The organism is Burkholderia glumae LMG 2196 = ATCC 33617, assembly GCF_000960995.1.
Classification (GTDB): domain Bacteria; phylum Pseudomonadota; class Gammaproteobacteria; order Burkholderiales; family Burkholderiaceae; genus Burkholderia; species Burkholderia glumae.
Genome location: NZ_CP009435.1, coordinates 991764 through 1012851, shown reverse-complemented (window position 1 = coordinate 1012851; position 21088 = coordinate 991764). Strand labels below are relative to the sequence as shown.

At 63.4% G+C, this 21088-nt stretch carries 19 protein-coding genes and 3 pseudogenes; 17 read left to right on the top strand and 5 right to left on the bottom strand.

Annotation, left to right across the window (positions count from 1 at the left end; translation table 11 throughout):
* The first annotated feature begins 12 nt into the window (after positions 1-12).
* The 4 genes and pseudogenes from KS03_RS30125 to KS03_RS31480 form a co-directional block, all read left to right on the top strand.
* A pseudogene (locus KS03_RS30125) lies at positions 13-1137 on the top strand (IS3 family transposase).
* 775 nt (positions 1138-1912) lie between these two features.
* Positions 1913-2423: pseudogene (locus KS03_RS32870) on the top strand (transposase); the annotation flags it as partial.
* Between the two features lie 99 nt (positions 2424-2522).
* The gene (locus KS03_RS17100; RefSeq protein ID WP_017432601.1) at positions 2523-2747 is read left to right on the top strand and encodes a hypothetical protein; all 225 of its coding nucleotides are present in this window, start codon (positions 2523-2525) and stop codon (positions 2745-2747) included.
* A gap of 115 nt (positions 2748-2862) precedes the next feature.
* A pseudogene (locus KS03_RS31480) lies at positions 2863-3000 on the top strand (IS5/IS1182 family transposase); the annotation flags it as partial.
* A gap of 195 nt (positions 3001-3195) precedes the next feature.
* Here the strand turns inward: KS03_RS31480 and gyrB are convergent.
* From gyrB to dnaA, 3 genes are all read right to left on the bottom strand, one after another.
* Positions 3196-5673: a DNA topoisomerase (ATP-hydrolyzing) subunit B gene (gene gyrB / locus KS03_RS17095; protein ID WP_012734116.1), complete on the bottom strand. Its 2478-nt coding sequence runs from the start codon at positions 5671-5673 to the stop codon at positions 3196-3198.
* 237 nt (positions 5674-5910) lie between these two features.
* Positions 5911-7017 (bottom strand): DNA polymerase III subunit beta, encoded by a 1107-nt coding sequence (dnaN, locus tag KS03_RS17090; RefSeq protein ID WP_012734115.1) that lies wholly within the window; start codon positions 7015-7017, stop codon positions 5911-5913.
* A 185-nt stretch (positions 7018-7202) separates the two neighbouring features.
* The gene (dnaA, locus tag KS03_RS17085) at positions 7203-8807 is read right to left on the bottom strand and encodes a chromosomal replication initiator protein DnaA (protein WP_012734114.1); all 1605 of its coding nucleotides are present in this window, start codon (positions 8805-8807) and stop codon (positions 7203-7205) included.
* Between the two features lie 419 nt (positions 8808-9226).
* Here dnaA and rpmH point away from each other — a divergent pair, with 419 nt between their 5' ends.
* From rpmH to yidC, 4 genes are all read left to right on the top strand, one after another.
* Complete coding sequence (rpmH, locus tag KS03_RS17080) at positions 9227-9361, top strand: 50S ribosomal protein L34 (RefSeq protein WP_004198824.1); 135 nt, start codon at positions 9227-9229, stop codon at positions 9359-9361.
* Between the two features lie 16 nt (positions 9362-9377).
* On the top strand, positions 9378-9851 hold the full coding sequence (gene rnpA / locus KS03_RS17075) for a ribonuclease P protein component (RefSeq protein WP_015877349.1): 474 nt from the start codon (positions 9378-9380) through the stop codon (positions 9849-9851).
* Positions 9852-9919: 68 nt separating this feature from the next.
* Entirely contained in the window at positions 9920-10186 is a 267-nt protein-coding gene (gene yidD / locus KS03_RS30100; protein WP_015877348.1) for a membrane protein insertion efficiency factor YidD, read from the top strand.
* 8 nt (positions 10187-10194) lie between these two features.
* Positions 10195-11856 carry a membrane protein insertase YidC gene (gene yidC, locus KS03_RS17070; protein ID WP_015877347.1) on the top strand — a complete coding sequence of 554 codons (1662 nt, stop codon included), beginning with the start codon at positions 10195-10197 and terminating at the stop codon, positions 11854-11856.
* 177 nt (positions 11857-12033) lie between these two features.
* Here yidC and KS03_RS17065 read toward each other — a convergent pair whose 3' ends face one another.
* Together KS03_RS17065 and KS03_RS17060 are read right to left on the bottom strand one after the other, a co-directional pair.
* On the bottom strand, positions 12034-12453 hold the full coding sequence (locus KS03_RS17065; RefSeq protein WP_015877346.1) for a transcriptional regulator: 420 nt from the start codon (positions 12451-12453) through the stop codon (positions 12034-12036).
* 417 nt (positions 12454-12870) lie between these two features.
* Complete coding sequence (locus KS03_RS17060; RefSeq protein ID WP_015877345.1) at positions 12871-13287, bottom strand: transcriptional regulator; 417 nt, start codon at positions 13285-13287, stop codon at positions 12871-12873.
* Between the two features lie 334 nt (positions 13288-13621).
* On the opposite strand from KS03_RS17060, the gene mnmE reads away from it, so the two are divergent.
* From mnmE to KS03_RS17020, 9 genes are all read left to right on the top strand, one after another.
* On the top strand, positions 13622-15040 hold the full coding sequence (mnmE, locus tag KS03_RS17055; protein ID WP_015877344.1) for a tRNA uridine-5-carboxymethylaminomethyl(34) synthesis GTPase MnmE: 1419 nt from the start codon (positions 13622-13624) through the stop codon (positions 15038-15040).
* Positions 15041-15207: 167 nt separating this feature from the next.
* Entirely contained in the window at positions 15208-16440 is a 1233-nt protein-coding gene (locus KS03_RS17050) for a tyrosine-type recombinase/integrase (RefSeq protein WP_017432202.1), read from the top strand.
* A 25-nt stretch (positions 16441-16465) separates the two neighbouring features.
* Positions 16466-16654 carry a hypothetical protein gene (locus KS03_RS17045; RefSeq protein WP_017432203.1) on the top strand — a complete coding sequence of 63 codons (189 nt, stop codon included), beginning with the start codon at positions 16466-16468 and terminating at the stop codon, positions 16652-16654.
* Positions 16655-16830: 176 nt separating this feature from the next.
* On the top strand, positions 16831-17427 hold the full coding sequence (locus KS03_RS32450) for a helix-turn-helix domain-containing protein (protein WP_174484818.1): 597 nt from the start codon (positions 16831-16833) through the stop codon (positions 17425-17427).
* Positions 17428-17577: 150 nt separating this feature from the next.
* A complete protein-coding gene (locus KS03_RS17040; RefSeq protein ID WP_042967235.1) occupies positions 17578-17871 on the top strand; it encodes a helix-turn-helix transcriptional regulator in 294 nt (97 codons plus the stop codon).
* Entirely contained in the window at positions 17871-18065 is a 195-nt protein-coding gene (locus KS03_RS17035; protein ID WP_017432205.1) for a hypothetical protein, read from the top strand. The genes KS03_RS17040 and KS03_RS17035 overlap by 1 nt, the downstream gene beginning before the upstream one ends.
* A complete protein-coding gene (locus KS03_RS17030) occupies positions 18058-18474 on the top strand; it encodes a hypothetical protein (RefSeq protein ID WP_045678859.1) in 417 nt (138 codons plus the stop codon). The genes KS03_RS17035 and KS03_RS17030 overlap by 8 nt, the downstream gene beginning before the upstream one ends.
* Positions 18467-18955 carry a hypothetical protein gene (locus tag KS03_RS17025; protein ID WP_045678858.1) on the top strand — a complete coding sequence of 163 codons (489 nt, stop codon included), beginning with the start codon at positions 18467-18469 and terminating at the stop codon, positions 18953-18955. The genes KS03_RS17030 and KS03_RS17025 overlap by 8 nt, the downstream gene beginning before the upstream one ends.
* Positions 18952-20892 carry an AAA family ATPase gene (locus tag KS03_RS17020; protein ID WP_017432207.1) on the top strand — a complete coding sequence of 647 codons (1941 nt, stop codon included), beginning with the start codon at positions 18952-18954 and terminating at the stop codon, positions 20890-20892. The genes KS03_RS17025 and KS03_RS17020 overlap by 4 nt, the downstream gene beginning before the upstream one ends.
* Positions 20893-21088: the final 196 nt, after the last annotated feature.

The following is a 21088-nucleotide window of genomic DNA, read 5'->3' as shown; positions in this document are numbered from 1 at the left end:
GGAACCGAAAAGATGACGAACAGAACCCGACGGACGCACTCAGCGGTGTTCGAAGCGAAAGTGGCCCTGGCGGCGGTCAAGGGCGAGCTCACGCTGGCCGAACTGGCGCAGCAGTTCGATGTGCATCCGAACCAGATCACGGAATGGAAGCGGCAGTTGCAGGAGCGCGCGACGGACGTGTTTGGCGCGGCAGGCGCGCCGCCGAGCGAGCCACCGGTGGATGTACGCTGCATGCAAAGATCGGCCAATTGGCGCAGGAGAATGATTTTTAAGCGGCACGCTCACCAAGTCGGGATTGCTGAGCGTAAAGCGATGATCGACCATACGCATACGCTGCCGGTTTCGCAACAGACGCGGCTGGTTGGCATCGCGAGATCGAGCATGTATTACCCGAGCGCAGCCGGTCAGCGAGGCTGAACAGTTGCTGATGCGCCGCATCGACGAATCGTACATGGAGTTTCCGTTTGCCGACGCACGGATGCTTGCGCGCCTGTTGCGCCGGAAAGGCCGTGAAGTGGGGCGCCGTCGCGTGCGCACGTTGATGAAGCGCATGGGCGTGGAGGCGCTGTATTGCAAACCAACACGAGCCGCCGCAATGCGCAGCACAAAATCTGGCCGTATCTGCTGCGCTGCCTGAAGATCGAGCGGGCTAGCCAGGCGTGGGCACTCGACACGGCGTACATTCCGATGGCAAGTGGTTTCGTGTATCTGCCGGCGGCGGTGGATTGGGCGAGAAGATGCTCTCGCATCGGGGCGCCATCACGCTGGAAGCCGTGCATGCCGTTGACGCACTGGAGAAAGCGTTCGCCCGTTACGTGCTGCCCGACATCGGGGACACCGGCCAGGGCAGCCAGTTCACGGCGGGCGCGTTCACCGGGCCGTGCTGGACCGGGCATCGGGCTACCGATGGACGGCAAGGAAGCTGGCGCGATAACGTGTTCGTCGAGCGGGTTGGGCGCAGCATCACGTACGAAGAGGTCTAACGGAAAGCGTACGAGTCGGTCAGCCATGCCCTGCGTTCCCATCGGCGAATACATCGAGCCGTACAACCGGAAACGGTCCCATTCGAGCTTGGCAGATCGGACGCCAGGCGAGGCATACTTCGCGGCGCTGCCTGCGATCAAATCGGCAGCATGACTGCCTCGGACACTCCACTTAAAAATATCGAGAACCTGTCCGAACGAGCCAGGCGACATCTCGAATCAGATTCATCACGGCGTGTCGTGGCCCATGTAAGTGGTGTGATAGCCCACGAATTTATTTCCTTCCAGCTGGAAGCAGAATTTTCCAGTTCCATTTGCCCTGTAAACTAGAATAGTTCCATATATACACACCTCATTTCTCTGCTTTGAGAATTTCAGTTTGGCACGCCGTTCCGGGACACCGTTTCCCTTTGGCGTATCAAAGTAGGAATCGATCGGCACTGGATAGACCACTCCGCTTCTCTTGTCGATCGCGACCAATGACCTCTCGTCGTCCCATTCCTTGATTGGAAGAAGAATTTAGTTTGAATTGAAGTTCGCGGGTTTTGTTTGAAGCGCTGAATTGTATTCCTTGATATGCTTGTTGTCACAAAAATCGACGGGAGAATATTTGAACGAACATTCGTCTCTGGGATAATCTATTTCAACTTTACTAAAGGCTATCGCAGAATCGGATTCAGCCCATGCGGTTTTGATGGGTGATGCGCTTGCCAGCGACATGACAGTAACGACGATAAGTGATAAATTTTTGCGCTTCATTTTGCTATCGGCTCCTATCAATTTCCTCAAGTACTTCTATAACCATTGCGGTAGATCTGGGGTTCGCATGGTTTTGCTTCGTTTTCTCATAGTAACTCAATGTTCCGGTAATCCTTCCGTTCAGTAAGCGGTATCAGAAGTAGAATTTCCGGCAAAGGGAGTTTTACGCGATGAAGAAGTCGAAATTCACGGATAGCCAGATCATGGATGCGCTCAAGCGTGCGGAAGCTGGGGTGGCGGTGCCGGAGATTTGCCGGGAACCGGGCATCAGCACGGCGACGTTCTATAACTGGCGCAGCAAGTACGGCGAATGGACGTGTCGCTGACGGCGCGGATGAAGGAGTTGGAAACGGAGAACGCGCGACTGCGCAAGGTGTACGTCGAAGAGAAGATCAAGGCGGAGATCGTCGCAGAGGCGCTAGTAAAAAACTGAGGCCATCTACTCGCCGCTAGGTGGCCAGAGCAGCAGTAGCGAGCCGGGGCGTCTCTATCCGGCTCGCATGCGAGGCGTTTGGTGTAAGCCAGACGTGCTACCGCTATGAGCGGCAGCGCAATGCAGAGAACGAGCAGATTGCCGACTGGCTGCTACGGCTGACAGACAGTCATCGCAATTGAGGCTTTGGCCTGTGTTTCCTATACCTGCGCAATGTGAAGAGCTTCGGCTGGAACCATCAGCGCGTGTAACCTTGGGGGGATGGCTGCCGAGGTTGGAAACGACATGTATCAAGAAGAACTACCTGTTTTCATGCACTGGCTGAACGATTAAGCGGAACGCCGAAAATGTCGACGCCAATATTCGTTATTCTTTTTGGGCTCTTCGTCTGCGCTGCCTTGTTGATTACCATCAATCTCACAGGTGACCCGGGCATCGACTACTGGGACCTCGACGGGGAAAACGAGCCGCTGACTTCCAAGCTCGATGTGCTCCGAAACAAGCCGGTGTTCTACGGCGCTGGGGCGGTGCTCATCGGAATCTTCGTTGCATACCTATTGCTACGTGGCTGAATGAAGGTCATCGCGTCCCAGCAGTCCGCCAGGTGGTTTTGACCTGCTCGCCGCGTTTAGTACGGTGACGGTGCAGAGTCCGTTCCAGAGAGGAACGGCAATGAAAAAGCGATTCGTCGAGCGTACGCATGCCTGGTTCGCCGGATTCGGCAAGCTCCGAATTCGCTTCGAACGACGCCTCGATATTCATACCGCTCTGCTTGTCCTGGCTGCCGCCGTCATCTGCTCCAGATTCGTGGATGACTTGTGTTAGCGACTCTTATTGCTGTCCGCGTTTTGTTCACATCGAGCTGAAAGACGTCAATGGCCAGGTTCTCGGAAATATTCGAAGAGCAACTATGCGCGTCGACGAATTCTCGATAAGCCCAATCTACCAATAGAAAAGACCCATAAATTCCTCAACTCATGGGCCTCGTTTTCTCAGGTTATGTGTTTACCTACACACCCCTCAAACATCAATATTCCCCGCCCGCAGCGCGTTCGACTCGATGAACGCCCTTCTCGGCTCCACCTCATCGCCCATCAGCGTCGTGAAGATTCCGTCCGCGGCAATCGCATCCTCGATCTGCACGCGCAGCAAACGCCGCACGTTCGGATCCATCGTCGTCTCCCAAAGCTGCTCGGGGTTCATCTCGCCCAGCCCCTTGTAGCGCTGCTTCGACACGTTGCGCTCCGCATCCGCCATCAGCCACTGCATCGCGCTCTTGAAGTCCTTCACGGCCTGGCTGCGTTCGCCGCGCTTGATCAGCGCGCCCTCGCCGATCAGGTCCTTGAACGTATCGGCGGTGCTGACCAGCTGCTTGTAGTCGGCCGTGAGCAGGAACTCCTCGTCGATCACCGAAATCCGCACGTTGCCGTGGTGCGGTCGCTCGATGCGCAGCGACCAGTGCTCGCGCGCCTCGTCGTAGCGCGTCTTCACACGCACTTCGTTCTTCATCGAATCGCCCGCGAGCATCGCGGCCTGCAGCGCCTCGGCCGAGGCCGTCGCGGCCTGCTCGCCGGCCAGATCGATCGCCACGCCATCCATGATCGCCTCGAGCGCGGCCGGGTCGTACAGGCGCCCCAGCCGCTCCACCACCCCGCGCGACAGCAGGTACGAGCGCGCCAGCGCCCCGAGCGCGTCGCCCGAGATCGCCGCGGCCTCGCCGCCCGGCTGCAGTTCCGAGCCATGCAGCGCGAGCCGCAGCATGTGCGCGTTCAGCTCGCCCTCGTCCTTCAGGTAGCGCTCGTCCTTGCCGGCCTTCACCTTGAACAGCGGCGGCTGCGCGATGTACACGTAGCCGCGCTCGATCATGTCCGGCATCTGGCGATACAGGAACGTGAGCAGCAGCGTGCGGATGTGCGCACCGTCCACGTCCGCGTCGGTCATGATGATGATGCGGTGGTAGCGCAGCTTCTCGAGGTTGTAGTCGTCCTTGCCGATCCCGCAGCCGAGCGCGGTCACCAGCGTGACGATCTGCTCCGACGACAGCAGCTTGTCGTAGCGCGCCTTCTCGACGTTCAGCACCTTGCCGCGCAGCGGCAGGATCGCCTGGAACTTGCGGTCGCGGCCCTGCTTCGCGGAGCCGCCGGCCGAGTCGCCCTCGACGATGTAGATCTCGCACTTGGCCGGATCCTTCTCCTGGCAGTCGGCGAGCTTGCCCGGCAGGCCGACGCCGTCGAGCACGCCCTTGCGGCGCGTCATCTCGCGCGCCTTGCGCGCGGCGTCGCGCGCGCGCGCGGCCTCGACGATCTTGCTGCAGATGATCTTCGCGTCGTTCGGCGTCTCGAGCAGGAATTCCTCGAGCGCCTTGGCCACCACCTCCTCCACCGGCGCGCGCACCTCGGACGAAACCAGCTTGTCCTTGGTCTGCGAGCTGAACTTCGGCTCCGGCACCTTCACCGACAGCACGCATGAGAGCCCTTCGCGCATGTCGTCGCCCGACGTCTCCACCTTGGCCTTCTTGGCGATCTCGTTGTCGACGATGTACTTGTTGATCACGCGCGTCATCGCCGCGCGCAGGCCGGTCAGGTGGGTGCCGCCGTCGCGCTGCGGGATGTTGTTGGTGAAACACAGCACGTTCTCGTTGTAGCTGTCGTTCCACTGCATCGCCACTTCCACCCCCACGCCGTCCTTCTCGCCGATGATGTGGAAGATGGTCGGGTGCAGCACGCTCTTGGTCTTGTTGATGTACTCGACGAAGCCCTTCACGCCGCCCACGAACGCGAAATCGTCTTCCTTGCCGCTGCGCTGGTCGGTCAGGCGGATGCGCACGCCGTTGTTGAGGAACGACAGCTCGCGAATCCGCTTGGCGAGGATGTCGTAGTGGTATTCGACGGTGCCGAAGATGGTCGGATCGGCCATGAAATGCACTTCGGTGCCGCGGTTCTCGGTCTCGCCGACGACCTCCATCGGCGACACTTCCACGCCGTCGCGCGTCTCGAGCACGCGGTTCTGCGCGACGCCGCGGTGGAACTCCATGAAGTGCTTCTTGCCGTTGCGGCGCACCACCAGGCGCAACCAGCTCGACAGCGCGTTCACGCACGACACCCCCACGCCGTGCAGGCCGCCCGACACCTTGTAGCTGTTCTGGTCGAACTTGCCGCCGGCGTGCAACTCGGTCATCACGATCTCGGCGGCGCTGCGCTTGGGCTCGTGCTTGTCGTCGAGCTTCACGTCGGTCGGGATGCCGCGTCCGTTGTCGGTGATGGAGATCGAGTTGTCCGCGTGGATCGTCACGTGGATGTCGTTGCAATAGCCGGCCAGCGCCTCGTCGATCGAGTTGTCGAGCACCTCGAACACGAGATGGTGCAGACCGGTGCCGTCAGACGTGTCGCCGATGTACATCCCGGGCCGCTTGCGGACCGCTTCCAGACCCTCGAGGATCTGGATCGACGAGGCGCCATAGCTGCTGTTGTCGGGCTGCGAATTGTGCTGTTCAGTCATGGATGTCTTCCGGTTCTGCTGGCCGCCACGAAGTGCTGCGGCCCGGTGCTTCTGTCAGGAAAACGAGGCCCGTCGAATGATCCGTTCGCGCCGTTCGGGGTGCGAAACGGGCTGTTCGAAACGGAGAAACGGCCGGAAAACGCCGCGCGAGGCGGCCGGCCGGACGCGGGCCCGTATTTGCCATAAAAACGCCAAAGGGGCGTGCCGCCCCTTGGTGTGTCGATGTGTCGAGCGCGCTCAGATGCGCATCGGCATGACCACGTACTTGAACTCGTCGATCTCGGGAATCGTGATCAGCGCGCTCGAACTGGCGTCGCCGAGGCTCACCTGGATGTTCTCGACCTTCAGGTTCGCGAGCACGTCCAGCAGGTACGTGACGTTGAAGCCGATGTCCACCGTGTCGCCCTGGTACGCGATCTCGAGCTCTTCCTGCGCCTCTTCCTGGTCGGCGTTGGTCGACATGATCTTCAGCTGGCCCGGGGCGACGATGCAGCGCACGCCCTTGAACTTATCGGAGGTCAGGATCGCGGCGCGCTGCAGCGAACGCTGCAGTTCCTCGCGGCCGATCGTGAAGGTGTTCTTGTGCGCCTTCGGGATCACGCGCTGGAAGTCCGGGAACTTGCCCTCGACCAGCTTCGAAACCAGTTCGACCTGGCCGAACGTGAACTTGGCCTGGGTCTGCGCGATGTCGATGTTGACGACGTCGTCGATGTCCTCGAGCAGGCGTTGCAGTTCGAGGATGGTCTTGCGCGGCACGATCACTTCCTGACGCGGGAAGGTGCCGCCGTCGATCTTCATCGACGAGTAAGCGAGACGGTGGCCGTCGGTGGCCACGGCCATCAGCTGGTCGCCGTCCACCACCAGCAGCATGCCGTTCAGGTAATAGCGAATGTCCTGCTGGGCCATCGCGAAGTAGACCATCCCGAGCAGCTGGCGGAACGCCTTCTGCGGCACCGCGAGGCTCGCGCCGAAGTCCTTCGACTGCGCAACGGTCGGGAACTCGTCGGCGGCCAGCGTCTGCAGCGCGAAGCGGCTCTTGCCGGACTGCACCGTCAGGCGCTTGTCGGCGAGCGACAGCGTGACCTGGCCGTCGGGCATGGCGCGCAGGATGTCGAGCAGCTTGCGGGCGGCCACGGTGGTCGCGACCTGCTCGCCGCCGACGCCGAAATCGGCGCGCGTGGTGATCTGGAGTTCGAGGTCGGTCGACAGGAACGATACGTCGGAACCCGTCTTCGTGATCAGCAGGTTCGCGAGGATCGGCAGCGTATGGCGGCGTTCGACGATACCGCTTACGGTTTGCAGCGGCCTGAGGAGAGTGTCTCGTTCGGTCTTGACCAGTTGCATAGAGTTCCTTCGTTGAATTAACGGCCTGCAAGCCACGCAACGCCCACCCGGCGGGCCGCTGCCTTCCCGCCGCCAGGGCGGTCATAAACCTGTATTGTGCCTCAAAACCGAACCGCCCCTTTCAATTCGGCCGGGATCGGCGTATCACATCGCGCGCGCGAAGGCACCCGCACATCGCGCCGCGATCATCCCTTCAGCGTCTGCTCGAGCACGTGCAGCTCGTGGTTCAGCTGGGCATCCTTGCCGCGCTCGTCGGCGATCTTGCGCACCGCGTGCAGCACCGTGGTGTGGTCGCGCCCGCCGAACAGCTCGCCGATCTCGGGCAGGCTCTTCTGGGTCAGCTCCTTGGCCAGGTACATCGCGATCTGGCGCGGCCGCGCGATGTTCGCCGGGCGCTTCTTCGAGTACATGTCGGCGACCTTGATGTTGTAGAAGTCGGCAACGGTCTTCTGGATGTTCTCCACGGAGATCTGCCGGTTCTGCACCGTCAGCAGGTCCTTCAGCGCTTCCTTGGTCAGCTCGATCGAGATCTCGCGGCCGTGGAACTTCGAATACGCGAGGATCTTGCGCAGCGCGCCCTCGAGCTCGCGCACGTTCGAGCGCAGGTGCTTGGCGACGAAGAACGCGACGTCCTCGGACAGGCTCACGCCCTCCGACTGCGCCTTGCGCATCAGGATCGCGACGCGCATCTCGAGCTCGGGCGGCTCGATCGCCACGGTCAGGCCCGAATCGAAGCGCGAGATCAGGCGGTCGTCGATGCCCGAGATTTCCTTCGGATAGGTGTCGCTCGTGATGATCACCTGCGCCTTGTTGGCGACCAGCGCCTCGAACGCGTAGAAGAATTCCTCCTGCGTGCGCGACTTGCCCGAGAAGAACTGGATATCGTCGATCAGCAGCAGGTCGAGCGAGTGGTAGTAGCGCTTGAAGTCGTCGAACGCCTTGCGCTGGTAGGCCTTTACCACGTCCGACACGTATTGCTCGGCGTGGATGTAGCGGATTCGCGCGCCGGACTTGTCGAGCAGCAGCTGGTTGCCGATCGCGTGGATCAGGTGGGTCTTGCCGAGGCCGACGCCGCCGTAGAGGAACAGCGGGTTGTACGACACCCCGGGGTTGTCGGCGACCTGGATCGCCGCGGCGCGCGCGAGCTGGTTGGCCTTGCCGGTGACGAAGTTGTCGAAGGTCAGCACCGGGTTCAGCTTCGAGCGCTCGTAGGTCGAATCGGCCGCGTCGCCGCCGGCCGCGGGTGCGCCGCTGCCGGGCCGCCAGGTGCGACGGCCGGCGGCGGCCTCGTGCGCGGTCAGGCTCGGCAGGTCGAGGTCGGCGGCGTCGTCGGCGTTCAGCGCGGCGGCCTGGGCCGCCGCGTGGGCGGCCGCCTGCGCGGCCTGCGCCGCGGCGACGGCCGGATTCGGCGCGGCCTGGGCGATCACCTCGGGTGCGGCCGCCGGCTTCGCGGCGGGCGCCGCCGGCGCCATGCCGGTGGCCGCAGCGGTCGCGCCCACCGACGGCCGTGGCGCGACCGCCGGAGCGCTGCCGCGCGCGCCGGCCTTCGGGTCGAGCACGAACTGGACGTCGATCGGGGCCTTCCAGAAATCCCGGGCCAGATCGGAGATCCGGCCCGAGAACTGGCTTTTGACCCAGTCGAGCTTGAAGCGGTTGGGGGCGGCAATGGACAGCGTCTGTGCGGTGGCGTCGAACGCCACCGGCGCCAGCGGTTTGATCCACGTCACGTACTGCTGGGGCGTCAATTCACGCTCCAGCAGGGCGGAACAGTGTTGCCAGAAATCGTTCATCGAGTTGCTGTCATTCTTGGGTTGCACCGCGGCCGAGGCCGCCCTTGTCGCGGGTCGCCGACAAGGCCCGTGCGGCCGAGCGAGCAGGCTCCGGAGGCGCGTGCCGCAAGGGGTTTGGGGCACAGGTCGGGCCGGAGCGGCGTGCGGGATTCTTGGAGATAAGGCGAGATTCTAACGCCAAAAGCCGGTGGCGAGGGAGTTATCCACAGGGATGCGTCGTTGGGGCGGGTGGGGGCGGCGGTAGCCGGGCAGGGCGCGCGGATGGGGCTAAAGTATTGACCATCCACAGAAAAACGGTTTAAATAGCGGGTTCCGCGAAAACCAATCCTAGATTTTCGGCGATTGCGTTCGCCCGGTGGCCTGAAGGATCGGGCACGCGGTCCCCTGATTCCGTACATTCTCGAACAAGTGAGAGCAACATGAAACGTACCTACCAACCTTCCGTGACGCGCCGTAAGCGCACCCATGGCTTCCGCGTTCGCATGAAGACGGCGGGCGGCCGCAAGGTCATCAACGCGCGCCGTGCGAAGGGCCGCAAGCGTCTCGCCATCTAAGGCCGGGCGAAGCGCCGTGTCCGCCGTCCGCGGCGAGGCGGGCGAGGCAGTCGCAGGCCCGCGCATCGATCCGTTGCCGGCGGGCGCGACGTTCCCGAAAGCTGCGCGACTTCTGAAAACGGATGAATTCTCATCCGTTTTTCGTTTGCGCCCCTGGCGGCGCTCCGCGCACTTCGTCGTGTACGGCAAGCCGACGGGCGGCGATGCGCGTCTGGGCCTCGTGGTCGGCAAGAAGCAGGCGCCGCGCGCGGTCACGCGCAACCTGGTGAAGCGGCTCGCCCGCGAGGCGTTTCGTCTGCGGCGCGCCGAGTTCGCGGGCTGGGACATCCTGCTGCGCCTGCACGCGCGCTTCGATCGCAAGGCGATGCCGAGCGCGGCCTCCGCGCCGCTCGCGGCGCTCTGCGAAGGCGAGATTCGCGAGCTGCTCGACAAGGCCGCGCGCGAGGTCGCCCGGCGCGGTCCCGGCGGGGCCGGACCGGCGTCCGGCTGAGGTTCCCGAGGTTCGGCTGGCGGGCTGGTCCGGCCGGCCACATGGCGGCGCGCGAAGCGTCGACAGTTATGCAAACGGTATTGATCGCGTTGCTGCGTTTCTACAAGGCTGCCGTGAGCCCGCTGCTCGGCAGCCGTTGCCGTTTTTATCCTTCTTGTTCGGAATACGCGCGCGAGGCAATCCAGTATCATGGCGCCGCGCGCGGCACCTACCTTGCCGCCCGGCGCTTGTGCCGGTGCCATCCGTTTTCCGCGGGGGGCGTCGATCTGGTTCCGCCTCCCAACCCCGATACCCGCGCTCCAACCGAAGCTGAAGCGCCGTCCCATCGACTCTGAGACAACGCATGGATATCAAACGCACCGTCCTATGGGTGATCTTCTTCATGTCAGCGGTCATGCTGTTCGACAACTGGCAGCGTGCCCATGGACGCCAGTCGATGTTCTTCCCGAACGTCACGCAGACCAACGTCGCGGCCTCCAAGGGCGGCGCCGACACCGGCGCTTCGGCGGCGAGCGGCGCGACGGCAGCCCTGCCGGCCGCCTCGACCCAGGCGCCCGCGGCCACCACGCCGATCGCCCAGGCGCAACTCGTGCCGTTCTCGACCGACGTCTATGACGGCGAGATCGACACGCGCGGCGGCACGCTGACGAAGCTGACGCTGAAGAAGGAGGGCGACGGCAAGCAGCCGGACCTGTTCGTCACGCTGTTCGACCACACCAAGGACCACACCTACCTGGCACGCACCGGCGTGACGGGCGGCAACTTCCCGAACCACAACGACCTGTTCACGCCGCTGAGCGGCCCGCGCTCGCTCGCCGCCGGCCAGGACACGCTGAAGCTGTCGTTCGAGTCGCAGGAAAAGGGTGGCGTGAAGGTCGTGAAGACCTACACGTTCACGCGCGGCAGCTACGTGATCGGCGTCGACACGAAGATCGAAAACGTCGGCACCGCCCCCGTCACGCCCACCGTCTACATGGAAATCGTGCGCGACAGCACGCCGGTGGAAACGCCGCTGTTCTCGCATACGTTCCTCGGGCCGGCGGTCTACACCGATCAGAAGCACTTCCAGAAGATCACCTTCAGCGACATCGACAAGAACAAGGCCGAGTACGTCACCTCGGCGGACAACGGCTGGGTCGCGATGGTGCAGCACTACTTCGCGTCGGCCTGGATTCCGCAGGCGGGCGTCAAGCGCGATATCTACGTCGAGAAGATCGACCCGTCGCTGTACCGCATCGGCGTGAAGGAGCCGGTCAAGACGATCGAGCCGGGCCAGTCGGCCGACGTGTCCGCACGCCTGTTCGCCGGGCCGGAGGAGGAGCGCGTGCTCGAGGGCATCGCCCCGGGCCTCGACCTCGTGAAGGACTACGGCTGGGTCACGATCATCGCCAAGCCGCTGTTCTGGCTGCTGCAGAAGATCCACGGCTATGTGGGCAACTGGGGCTGGTCGATCGTGCTGCTGACGGTGCTGATCAAGGCCGTGTTCTTCCCGCTGTCGGCAGCCAGCTACAAGTCGATGGCGCGCATGAAGGAAATCACGCCGCGCATGCAGCAGCTGCGCGAGCGCTTCAAGAGCGATCCGCAAAAGATGAACGCGGCGCTGATGGAGCTCTACAAGACCGAGAAGGTGAACCCGTTCGGCGGCTGCCTGCCGGTGGTGATCCAGATCCCGGTGTTCATCTCGCTGTATTGGGTGCTGCTGGCCTCGGTCGAAATGCGCGGCGCGCCCTGGATTCTCTGGATCCACGACCTGTCGCAGCGTGATCCGTACTTCATCCTGCCGGTGCTGATGGCCGGCTCGATGTTCCTGCAGACGCGCCTGAATCCGACGCCGCCGGACCCGGTCCAGGCCAAGATGATGATGTTCATGCCGATCGCGTTCTCGGTGATGTTCTTCTTCTTCCCGGCGGGCCTCGTGCTGTACTACGTCGTCAACAACGTGCTGTCGATCGCGCAGCAGTACTACATCACGCGGGCGATCGGCAACAAGAAGAAAGCCACCTGATGGCCGCGCGGCGCGGCGGCCTCATGCCGCCTGCCGCCGCGTTTCGCCCCGCATGACGAAAAATGCCCGGCCAGCGCCGGGCGTTTTTTCATGACAGGCGGCAATCGTGAAGGGGCACCCGCGGCGCGCGCGGCCGGCCGGCTCGCGTCGCGCGGACGCGTCTGAAAGCGGGGCGGATCAATGCTCGGAGGCGTCGCCGTAGAACTGTTCGATCAGCTCCTGCACGAGGTAGCGATGGTGCGGCGACAGCGCCTCGATCTTGGTCGCGAGTTCGATCGTCTCGGGCGTGGGCGGATACTTTTCGTCGCGCGGCAGTGGCTTCGGCGTGTTGCGCGCCGTGGCGGGCGGCGGCCCGTAGTGCAGCCAGTGCGGATCGACGCGCAGCCAGTCGGCCAGCGTCGCGAGCTTGTCGGGCGTCGGGATGGTGCGACCGCTCAGCCACTTGTGCGCCGTCTGCGGCGAGACCGGCTGCTCGCCGTGGTGCCGCAGATTGAAATGCAGCGCGAGCTCCGTCGCGCCCGACACTTTTTCCGGGCTGCGCAGCAGGGCGAATTTGAGACGTTCGGAGAACGCCGCTTTTTCCTCGGGCGTAGGCATGCGGACGATTGTGCAAGCGGCATTCGCCGCCAGTGACAACTGGTCGCGCTATATTTATCTCAAATAAGGGTGGATTCAACCAAACCATGATCGACCGCATGGCGCGGTCATCTCGTAAATGCCCGGACGTAGCGGGAGAAAAGCAGGCCGATGGTCTGGCAGGGGCGGGCACGAGCCGTTCGGAATTTAGCGTGTTTGGGAGAATGGCGTGATGCGAAGCCTGCGCGAGAGCGGCATGCCGGGCAGTGGCGAGCGGGCCCGAGGTCTTCGAAGGCGGCGGTGTCGATTCTATTTGGCAGCTCGCTGCCGAGCCCCACGCATCCCCGAACGATACGGCCGCCCGGGATCGATCGGCGCGCGGCATTTTGCAGCAGCCGTCGAGCGGCGGGATGCGCCAGCCGCGGCACGGGGTCGCCCTCAGGGTGCGTCGCCGTAGAACTGCTCGATCAGTTCCTGCACCAGATAGCGATGATGCGACGATAGCGCCTCGATCTTCGTCGCGAGTTCGATGGTTTCGGGCGTGGGCGGATAACGCTCGTCGCGCGGCAGCGGCCGCGGCGTGCCATGCGGGCTGGTGCCCGGCGGCGGCCCGTAGTGAAGCCAGTGCAGATCGACACGCAGCCAGTTGGCGAGCGTCGCGAGCTTGTCCGCGGTCGGGATGGTGCGGCCCGTCAGCCATTTGTGCGTGGTTTGCGGCGAAACCGGATGATCGCCGTGATGGCGCAGGTTGAAATGCAGCGCGAGTTCCGTCGCGCCAGAGACCTTCTCCGGACTACGCAATAGCGCAAATTTGAGGCGTTCCGAAAACGCCGCTTTTTCGTCGAATGTCGGCATGCGCAAATTGTGCAATCCGGGCGCCGGTCAGATGACAACCGGATGCGTCATATCTATCTCATGAGCTTGAACAAGGGTTGGTTGTCTGCCTCCTACTTCCGCGCTTTATCTCATAAATTGACGTGAAAATCCGGAAATGCGCGAGATGGTGTGGCGTCTTCACGCCAGATTTGCCTCACATTTAGCTTAAACTGGCTAAGACCTGCCAGGCGTGATAGGCGGCGAGGGCGTGTCGGCTGCCGTCGGCCGCGTGAAGGCCGGCACGCTACAATGCGGCGTTGCGCCGGCATGGTTGTCACGCCGTCCCGTTTCGTATTCCTCCCGCGATTTTCCGATGCTGACTACCGATTCCGATCCAATCGTTGCCATTGCCACCGCGCCCGGGCGGGGCGGGATCGGGGTGGTGCGAATCTCGTTCGGCCGCGCCGGCGCGAGCGCGGCCGAGGCCTTGATGCAGGCCGTGTGCGGGCAATTGCTGGCCGCGCGCCACGCCAGCTACGTGCCGTTTCTCGACGGCGCGGGCGAGGCGCTCGATCGCGGCATCGCGCTCAATTTCCCGGCACCGAACTCGTATACCGGCGAGCATGTACTCGAACTGCAGGGCCATGGCGGCCCCATCGTGCTGCAGCTCTTGCTGCAGCGCTGCCTCGATGCCGGCCGCGGCCACGGCGTGCGGCTTGCCGAGCCCGGCGAATTTACGCGCCGCGCGTTCCTGAACGACAAGCTCGATCTCGCGCAGGCCGAGGCGGTCGCGGACCTGATCGAGGCCAGCACGGAGGCGGCGGCGCGCTCGGCCGGACGCTCGCTCGACGGCGCGTTCTCGCGCGACGTTCATGCGCTCGTCGACGACGTGATCGGGCTGCGCATGCTGGTCGAGGCGACGCTCGATTTTCCTGAGGAGGAGATCGATTTCCTCGAGGCTGCCGACGCGCGCGGCAAGCTCGCGCGGATTCGCGAACGGCTCGCGCGCGTGCTCGGCGACGCGCGCCAGGGCGCGCTGCTGCGCGAGGGGCTGTCGGTGGTGCTGGCCGGGCAGCCGAACGTCGGGAAATCGTCGCTGCTGAACGCGCTGGCCGGCGCCGAGCTCGCGATCGTCACACCGATCGCGGGGACCACACGCGACAAGGTCGCGCAGACGATCCAGATCGAAGGGATTCCGCTGCATATCGTCGATACGGCCGGGTTGCGCGAAACCGAAGACGAGGTCGAGAAGATCGGCATCGCACGGACCTGGGGCGAGATCGAGCGCGCCGATGTCGTGCTGCATCTGCTCGATGCGCGCGAGGGGCTCGGTGCGGACGATCGCGCGATTGCCGGGCGTTTCCCGGCCGGCGTGCCGGTCGTGCGCGTCTTCAACAAGACCGATCTGACCGACGCGCCGCCGGCGGTCGCGCATCTCGGCGGCCATGCGCAGGCGGACGCGGCCGGCGGGCTCGATCTGAGCGAGGTCAGGCTGTCTGCGAAACGCGGCGACGGCATCGACCTGCTGCGCGCCGAACTGCTGCGAATCGCCGGCTGGCAGGCGGGCGCCGAGAGCGTCTACCTGGCGCGCGAACGGCATCTGATCGCGCTGCGCGCGGCGCAGGCGCACCTCGCGCAGGCGGCGGGCCATGCCGATCAGAACGCCGAGGCGCTCGACCTGTTCGCGGAAGAGTTGCGACTCGCGCAGGAGCAACTCAATTCGATTACCGGCGAATTCACTTCCGATGATTTGCTGGGGGTGATTTTTAGTCGGTTTTGCATCGGCAAATGATCAGCTTCCAACCAATGCCAAAGATCACCAACGGAACCCCCGCGTAGAAAGGGTTTCAGCCAAAATCCTACACAAAATTTCCCCATCATTCCCCATTGACACCAAGGGTTCATTAGTACACATTTCAGTACACGTGACGACCATGTACTGAAAGCCGTGTACTAACCATGCCCAGAATCGTCCAGCCACTGACCGACACCCGAATCAAGGCGCTGCAGCCGAAGGTGTCTCGCTACACCGTTTCGGACGGCGGCGGGCTCGTGCTTGAGGTCATGCCGTCCGCGGCGAAGATCTGGCGCTTCCGCTATTCCCTCCACGGCAAGCAGCAGCCGACCGTGACGATCGGCGACTACCCAGCGGTGTCACTCGCTGCCGCGCGCGAGCGTGCGCGCCGCTACGCTGAGATTGTGGCCGGCGGCGTGTCTCCCGTCGCTGATGCTCGCAAGGATCGGGGCACGACGAAGAGCCTCAACACGGTGCGGGAGTTCGGCGCTTACTGGGTCGAGCAACAGATGGCTGATAAATCCGAGGAGTACCAGCGGACCACGAATCGTGCGCTCGAGAAGGACGTGTACCCGGCCATTGGCGGCAAGCCGGTGTCCGAGGTGACGCCTGGTGACGTCCTGGCGATCTGCGATCGGATCAAACAGCGTGGCGCGCCGAAGATGGCGCTGTCGACGCGGAACGTCCTGAAGCGGATGTATGAGTACGCGATCGCTCGCCAGCTCGTGACGACTAACCCGGCGCAGGCGGTTGTCGCGCGCTTCGTCGCCACGCAGGAAAGCCGCGACCGAGTGCTGTCGCCGGATGAGATTGGGCATGTGCTACGCGCTGTCTATGCGTCGAGCATCCGTCGGCCGCTGAAGCTCGCCATTCATCTGCTGGTACTGACGATGGTCCGCAAGTCTGAACTGATTGAGGCGCGCTGGAGTGAGTTCGACCTCGATGCCGGTGTCTGGCGTATTCCGGCCGAGCGGATGAAGAAGGACCGCGAGCACTGGGTCTACCTCGCACCGCAAGCCGTGTCGATGCTGCGCGAACTGCACGAGAACCGGACAAGCCAGCAGTACGTGTTTCCATCGTCTCGCGGCGCCGATCGGCCGATTGCGAAGAGCACCCTCAATCAGGCGGTGCGCGCGCTCGACATGGAGGTTCAGCACTTCGTGCTGCACGACTTCCGCCGTACAGCTTCAACACACTTGCACGAGATGGGGCAATCCTCCGACGCGATCGAGAAGGCGCTTGCACACTCCATCAGGGGCATCAAGGGCGTCTACAACCGAGCCGAGTATGCCGGCGAACGGCGGCGGATCCTGGCGTTATGGGCGGACTTCGTCGACGCCCAGATTGAGGAGGGGCGCAAGGTCGTTATCGGGAATTTCGGCTCGTCAGCGGCGTGAGCATTCAGTGAAGACAGGATCCAACATGAGGAAGCACGTAATCACCATCGAGGACATGCCTGATGGGGGCGTATCCGTATCGAGCTCACCGTCACTCGCGGAACTCGCCGAGGTGATCAAGACGCCTGACGGCATGACCCGTGCTGACGTGTATGCGGCCCGAGCTCATGCGGCGTTGTTGCGCGAGGCCGAGCATTGGGGCGACTGCCAATGAAAGGTCTGCGCATGCCAGCCTCTGCATGTCACGGGCGTGCCGATTCGGCATAATCGTTCATACCGCGCCTAGGCTGATCCCCGAAAACCCGGCTCCCTTACCGGGCCGGCGCGGTTCCTCATAAGGGATTGCGTGAGGGCGCAATGCGGAATCACTGCTATTGGTCGCAGGCGGCGTTGGCGCTCGCCGAGCGGCAGACTGTCGAAACCGAAACTCAAGCGCGGCAAATTCTGAAGCGTCAAGGCGGCTATCGTGATCCGCTGTCCGGAGAATGGTATCCGTTTCCCGCTCCGGAGGCGCCTGTCGCTTTGCTCTCTAAGTTCCCAGAATTGGCGGAGATGTCGCGCGGCGCGAATGCTCGACTCAAATTGCTCCATCATCGAGCTGCGAGATATGAGCAGCTTTTGACAGAACTGCAAGCGGCTGGCTCGATCGAGTTCTATGAGCCAGGGACGTTATTACCTCTTCATCCGTCAGAGCTGATCACTGATCCCATTGTGGACATGGATCGCATTGCTGAGCAGATCATGGAATACGCAAAGGCTCGAGCAATGGCGCCACCCTCGTTGGCGGCACTGCCTTCTGCCGCATCAAAAGGAAGTTCCAAATTGACTCCCGCACAGCACGCAGAAATTCGTAGGCGTGCGGGCAACGGCGAATCGCAGACGAAATTGGCTGCTGAGTTTGGTGTGTCTCAGCCGGCCATTAGCAAGATATGCCGAGGTAAAAAAACGGCCTCCGGACCAGCTTTGGCATCTTGGATTCCCCGATAGCCATCCGTTCGTAGTTATACCTTGAGTTATATAACTTCCCCAAAACCCTTACTGGTAAAGGCGCCCTGGGCAGCGTCTTGATTGTCGAAAGTTATAGGCTACAACCTGTCGTCATTGCAAACAAAGCCACACAAGGCGCAAGGAATCGCAATGACGACCAACGCAGCAATCGCGGAGACGGCTGGTGGTGCAGGAGGCAATCAGGCAAAACGCACCGCGCTTCCGCCGCTCCCGAACTTGGATGAATTTCCCACGACCGGCTATAGCCGTTGGCGCGACCTGGCGCCGTTCGTGCGCTTCTCGCGCGAATGGGTGCGCTTGCAAGAGGCCGCAGGCCGCTTCCCACGTGGCACGCGTGCGTCGGCAAAGCTTGTTGTCTGGCCGAATGCCGAGATCAAGCGCTGGTTGGCTGATCCTCTGAACTATCGGGCGGAGGGCCAGTGATGATCTCCATCCACGCCCACATCGAAGCGTCAGCGACGCCTGGCTTCGTATTGCTGCGCACGAGCGCCAGCGCCGACCCGGAGCGCAAGCCTGCGATGCTCGTTTCCCGCGCGGCCCTTCCCGGTGTCCTGCTGCTGTTGCTGGACGCTGCGGCACATTTCGATTACGACGTGCTGGAGGTGCCCCATGCATGACGTCATCGTCGCCGACGCCCCGCGCGCGCTCCAGGCTCGGTCGCATGTCAACTCTGATCGCGAACTGCGGCACCCTTCCGGATCCGTTTTCAAATCGGCCGTCGACTGCCATTACCCGCCGGCCGTTCTTGCTACCGACATTCTCCACGTGGACCTCGACACGCAAGCAGTGCGCTCGGACGGCCTTTACCTCGTCGAGATGCTTTCGTCGGATGGGCGGCGCGTCGAATGGCGCGGATGTCGTCGGTTTGCCGTGACGGAAGCCGGCATGCAGGTCGATGTTAGCGGTGCAGGTGAGTGGACAGCCGCCCGCCTCGGTGCGTGGCGGATGCGAGTCGCAGGCAAGGTGCTGGCGGTCTATCGCTCCACCCATATGCCTCAAGTCGGCGCGGAGGTGTGCCATGGGTAACCTCGAGTGGGTCGGCGACGACATCGGTCTCAATCCCGGCGAGGACGTCACAGTGAAGATCCGCGACCCGCTGATGCCCGGCGGCGCGTGGCACGTGTCCCTCGCAAGCGCGTTGTCGATAGTTGACAGGCTTGATGGGCGCGCGCGCCAGCGCCTGGATCAGGTGCTGCCCTTCGCGGCCGCGCATGGCCACCTGAGCGCAGGTGATCTTGCTGCGTGGCAGGAGTATCTGACGGGCATTTCTCCGCAATGGGTGCCTGTCGTGTATCTGCGGATTCAACACGGCGGCGGCGCGGAGGCGTGCACTGAATCCGTGTGTGGCGAGCCGCGCGATACCCATCGCGATGCAATGAATGCTGCCCGACTCCTGTGCGAGGAGCTCGACGGCGACGGATATGCGGCTCGACGCGTCTGCCGACCATCTGGCAAGGCCGGCACGTCCCAACCGCCTACGGCACCCACATCATTTCACCACGCATGAAGAACGGGCACGACGACATCGAGCGGGCTCGCGATGCTTTGCGATCGCTCGATGCGACCTGCAGTCGAGAGGATTGGGTTCGTGCCGGTATGGCGGCGAAGGCGGCCGGGCTGTCCGAGGACGACTTTCTCGACTGGTCGGCAGGCGGTGCCAACTTCGGTGGCGAGCGCGACGCGCGCGCTGTATGGCGAAGCATCGACCCCGACGGCGGTGTCGGAGCCGCGACGCTCTATCACATGGCCGGTGGCATAGGCCGGGGCTCGCAGTCTCTGGCTCGCATCAAGCGCACTGCCGGCCGACCGCCTGCCGTGCGCACCGAACGAAAGTCAGGCGCTGACCTTGAAGCCGTGCTGGCCGGCTACCCGCCGGCGCATGCTGATCATGCTTACATTGCGGCGAAGCGCGGCAGCGCCGGTGGGCTTCGAGTGGTGCCGACCGAGAGCCTACTGACTATCCAAGACTACCGCGTCGCCGGCTGGCTGGCGGTGCCCGTGCGCTCATTCGATGGTGAACTGCGCACGATTCAGTTCATCCCACCGCCGGGTGCCGGCAAGAAACTGAACATGCCGGGTGCGTCGTTTGGTGATGGGCTGTTCGTGGTCGGCGACATTGTCTCCGACGGCGCGGTGTATGTGTGCGAAGGCGTCGGCCAGGCATGGGCGTGCGCCCGAGCCGACTTCAACGGCGCCGCGGTGGTGACGTTCGGCGCGGGCCGCTCTCGGACGGTGGCGACGTTGTTGCGCGAGCGCTATCCGGCGGCGCGTGTCGTGATCGTGCCTGACCGCGGCAAGGAAGTGGATGCTGAGTCGATTGCGCGGGACATCGGCGGCGCGTGGGCGGAGCTGCCTGAGGACAAGCCCACGAACTACGACGCCAACGACTATGAGGCGGAGCACGGGGCCGAAGCACTGGCCGAGCTGCTGCGCGCCGCCCGCGAGCCAGAGGTACGGCTCAGTCTCGATGTGGCGTTTGCTGACGATCTGCCGGACGCCGTGGTCGCGCCTGACGAGTTGGTCCAGGGGCTCCTCACGGCGGGCGGGGGCAGCGTCTTGTACGGCGACTCGAACAGCGGCAAGACGTTCTTCGTGATCGACATGGCTGCGGCTATCGCTCGTGGGGTGCCCTGGATTGACCGACAGACCGAGCCAGGGCTCGTCGTGTATCTCGCCGCGGAATCGCCAACCTCGGTGCTGGTGCGGCTGCAGGCATATCAGCGGCACCACGGTGTACAGGTGCCGAACTTCGCTGTCACACGCAACCCGATCAATCTCTTCGAGGGCGACGCCGATACGGATGCCGTCATCGACACCGTGCGCGCGCTCGAAGCGCGGGTGGGCGTGCCCGTCCGGCTGATCGTCGGTGACACGCTGGCACGCCTGAGCTCTGGTGCGAACGAGAACGCTGGCCAGGACATGGGGCGCGTTATCGAGCGCTTCGATCGGATCCGCACCGAGTGCGATGCGCACTTCATGCTGATCCATCACGCAGGGAAGGCGGTGGCCGCTGGGGCCCGCGGCTGGAGCGGCATCCGTGCTGCGATCGACACTGAGATTGAGGTGACGGACTCCCCATCCGGGCGGTGCGCCGAGATCACGAAGCAGCGCGACCTCGCCAGTAAGGGCGAGCGCATTGGGTTCCGGCTCGACGTCGTGCAACTCGGTCTATCGAAGTGGGGATCACCGATTACATCGTGCGTGGTGCAACCAGAAAACGCACCGGCAGCGCCGATGCCAGGCAAGAAACTGGGCGCGGTCGAGGGCGCTGTGCTGGAGTTCCTCCGAGTTCGCAACGCGGGTGCAAAGGGCGCGGAGGTCGCACGACATTTCGAGGATCAGTACACGCGGCCATCCGTCTATCGGGCCTGCAAGAAACTCGCCGAGGCAGGGCTGTTGCACCACACGGCGGGCATTTTCGCAGCAGCCAGAGGTGTCGAATGAGCGCGCCGATTTTGTCGCGTTTGGCAAAAAAATGGGTCGGTTTCGAGCTGTCCGCAGTTTGTCGCGTTTGCGATGCGCGACATGCGCGACAAATTGGCCGGCGAAGCTTGGCGACATCCCGTCGGATGGCCGGCAGGCATGGGCTTAAGCGAAATCTGTCGATGTTGCGCGTGTCGCATTTGTTCTGCGCGACACG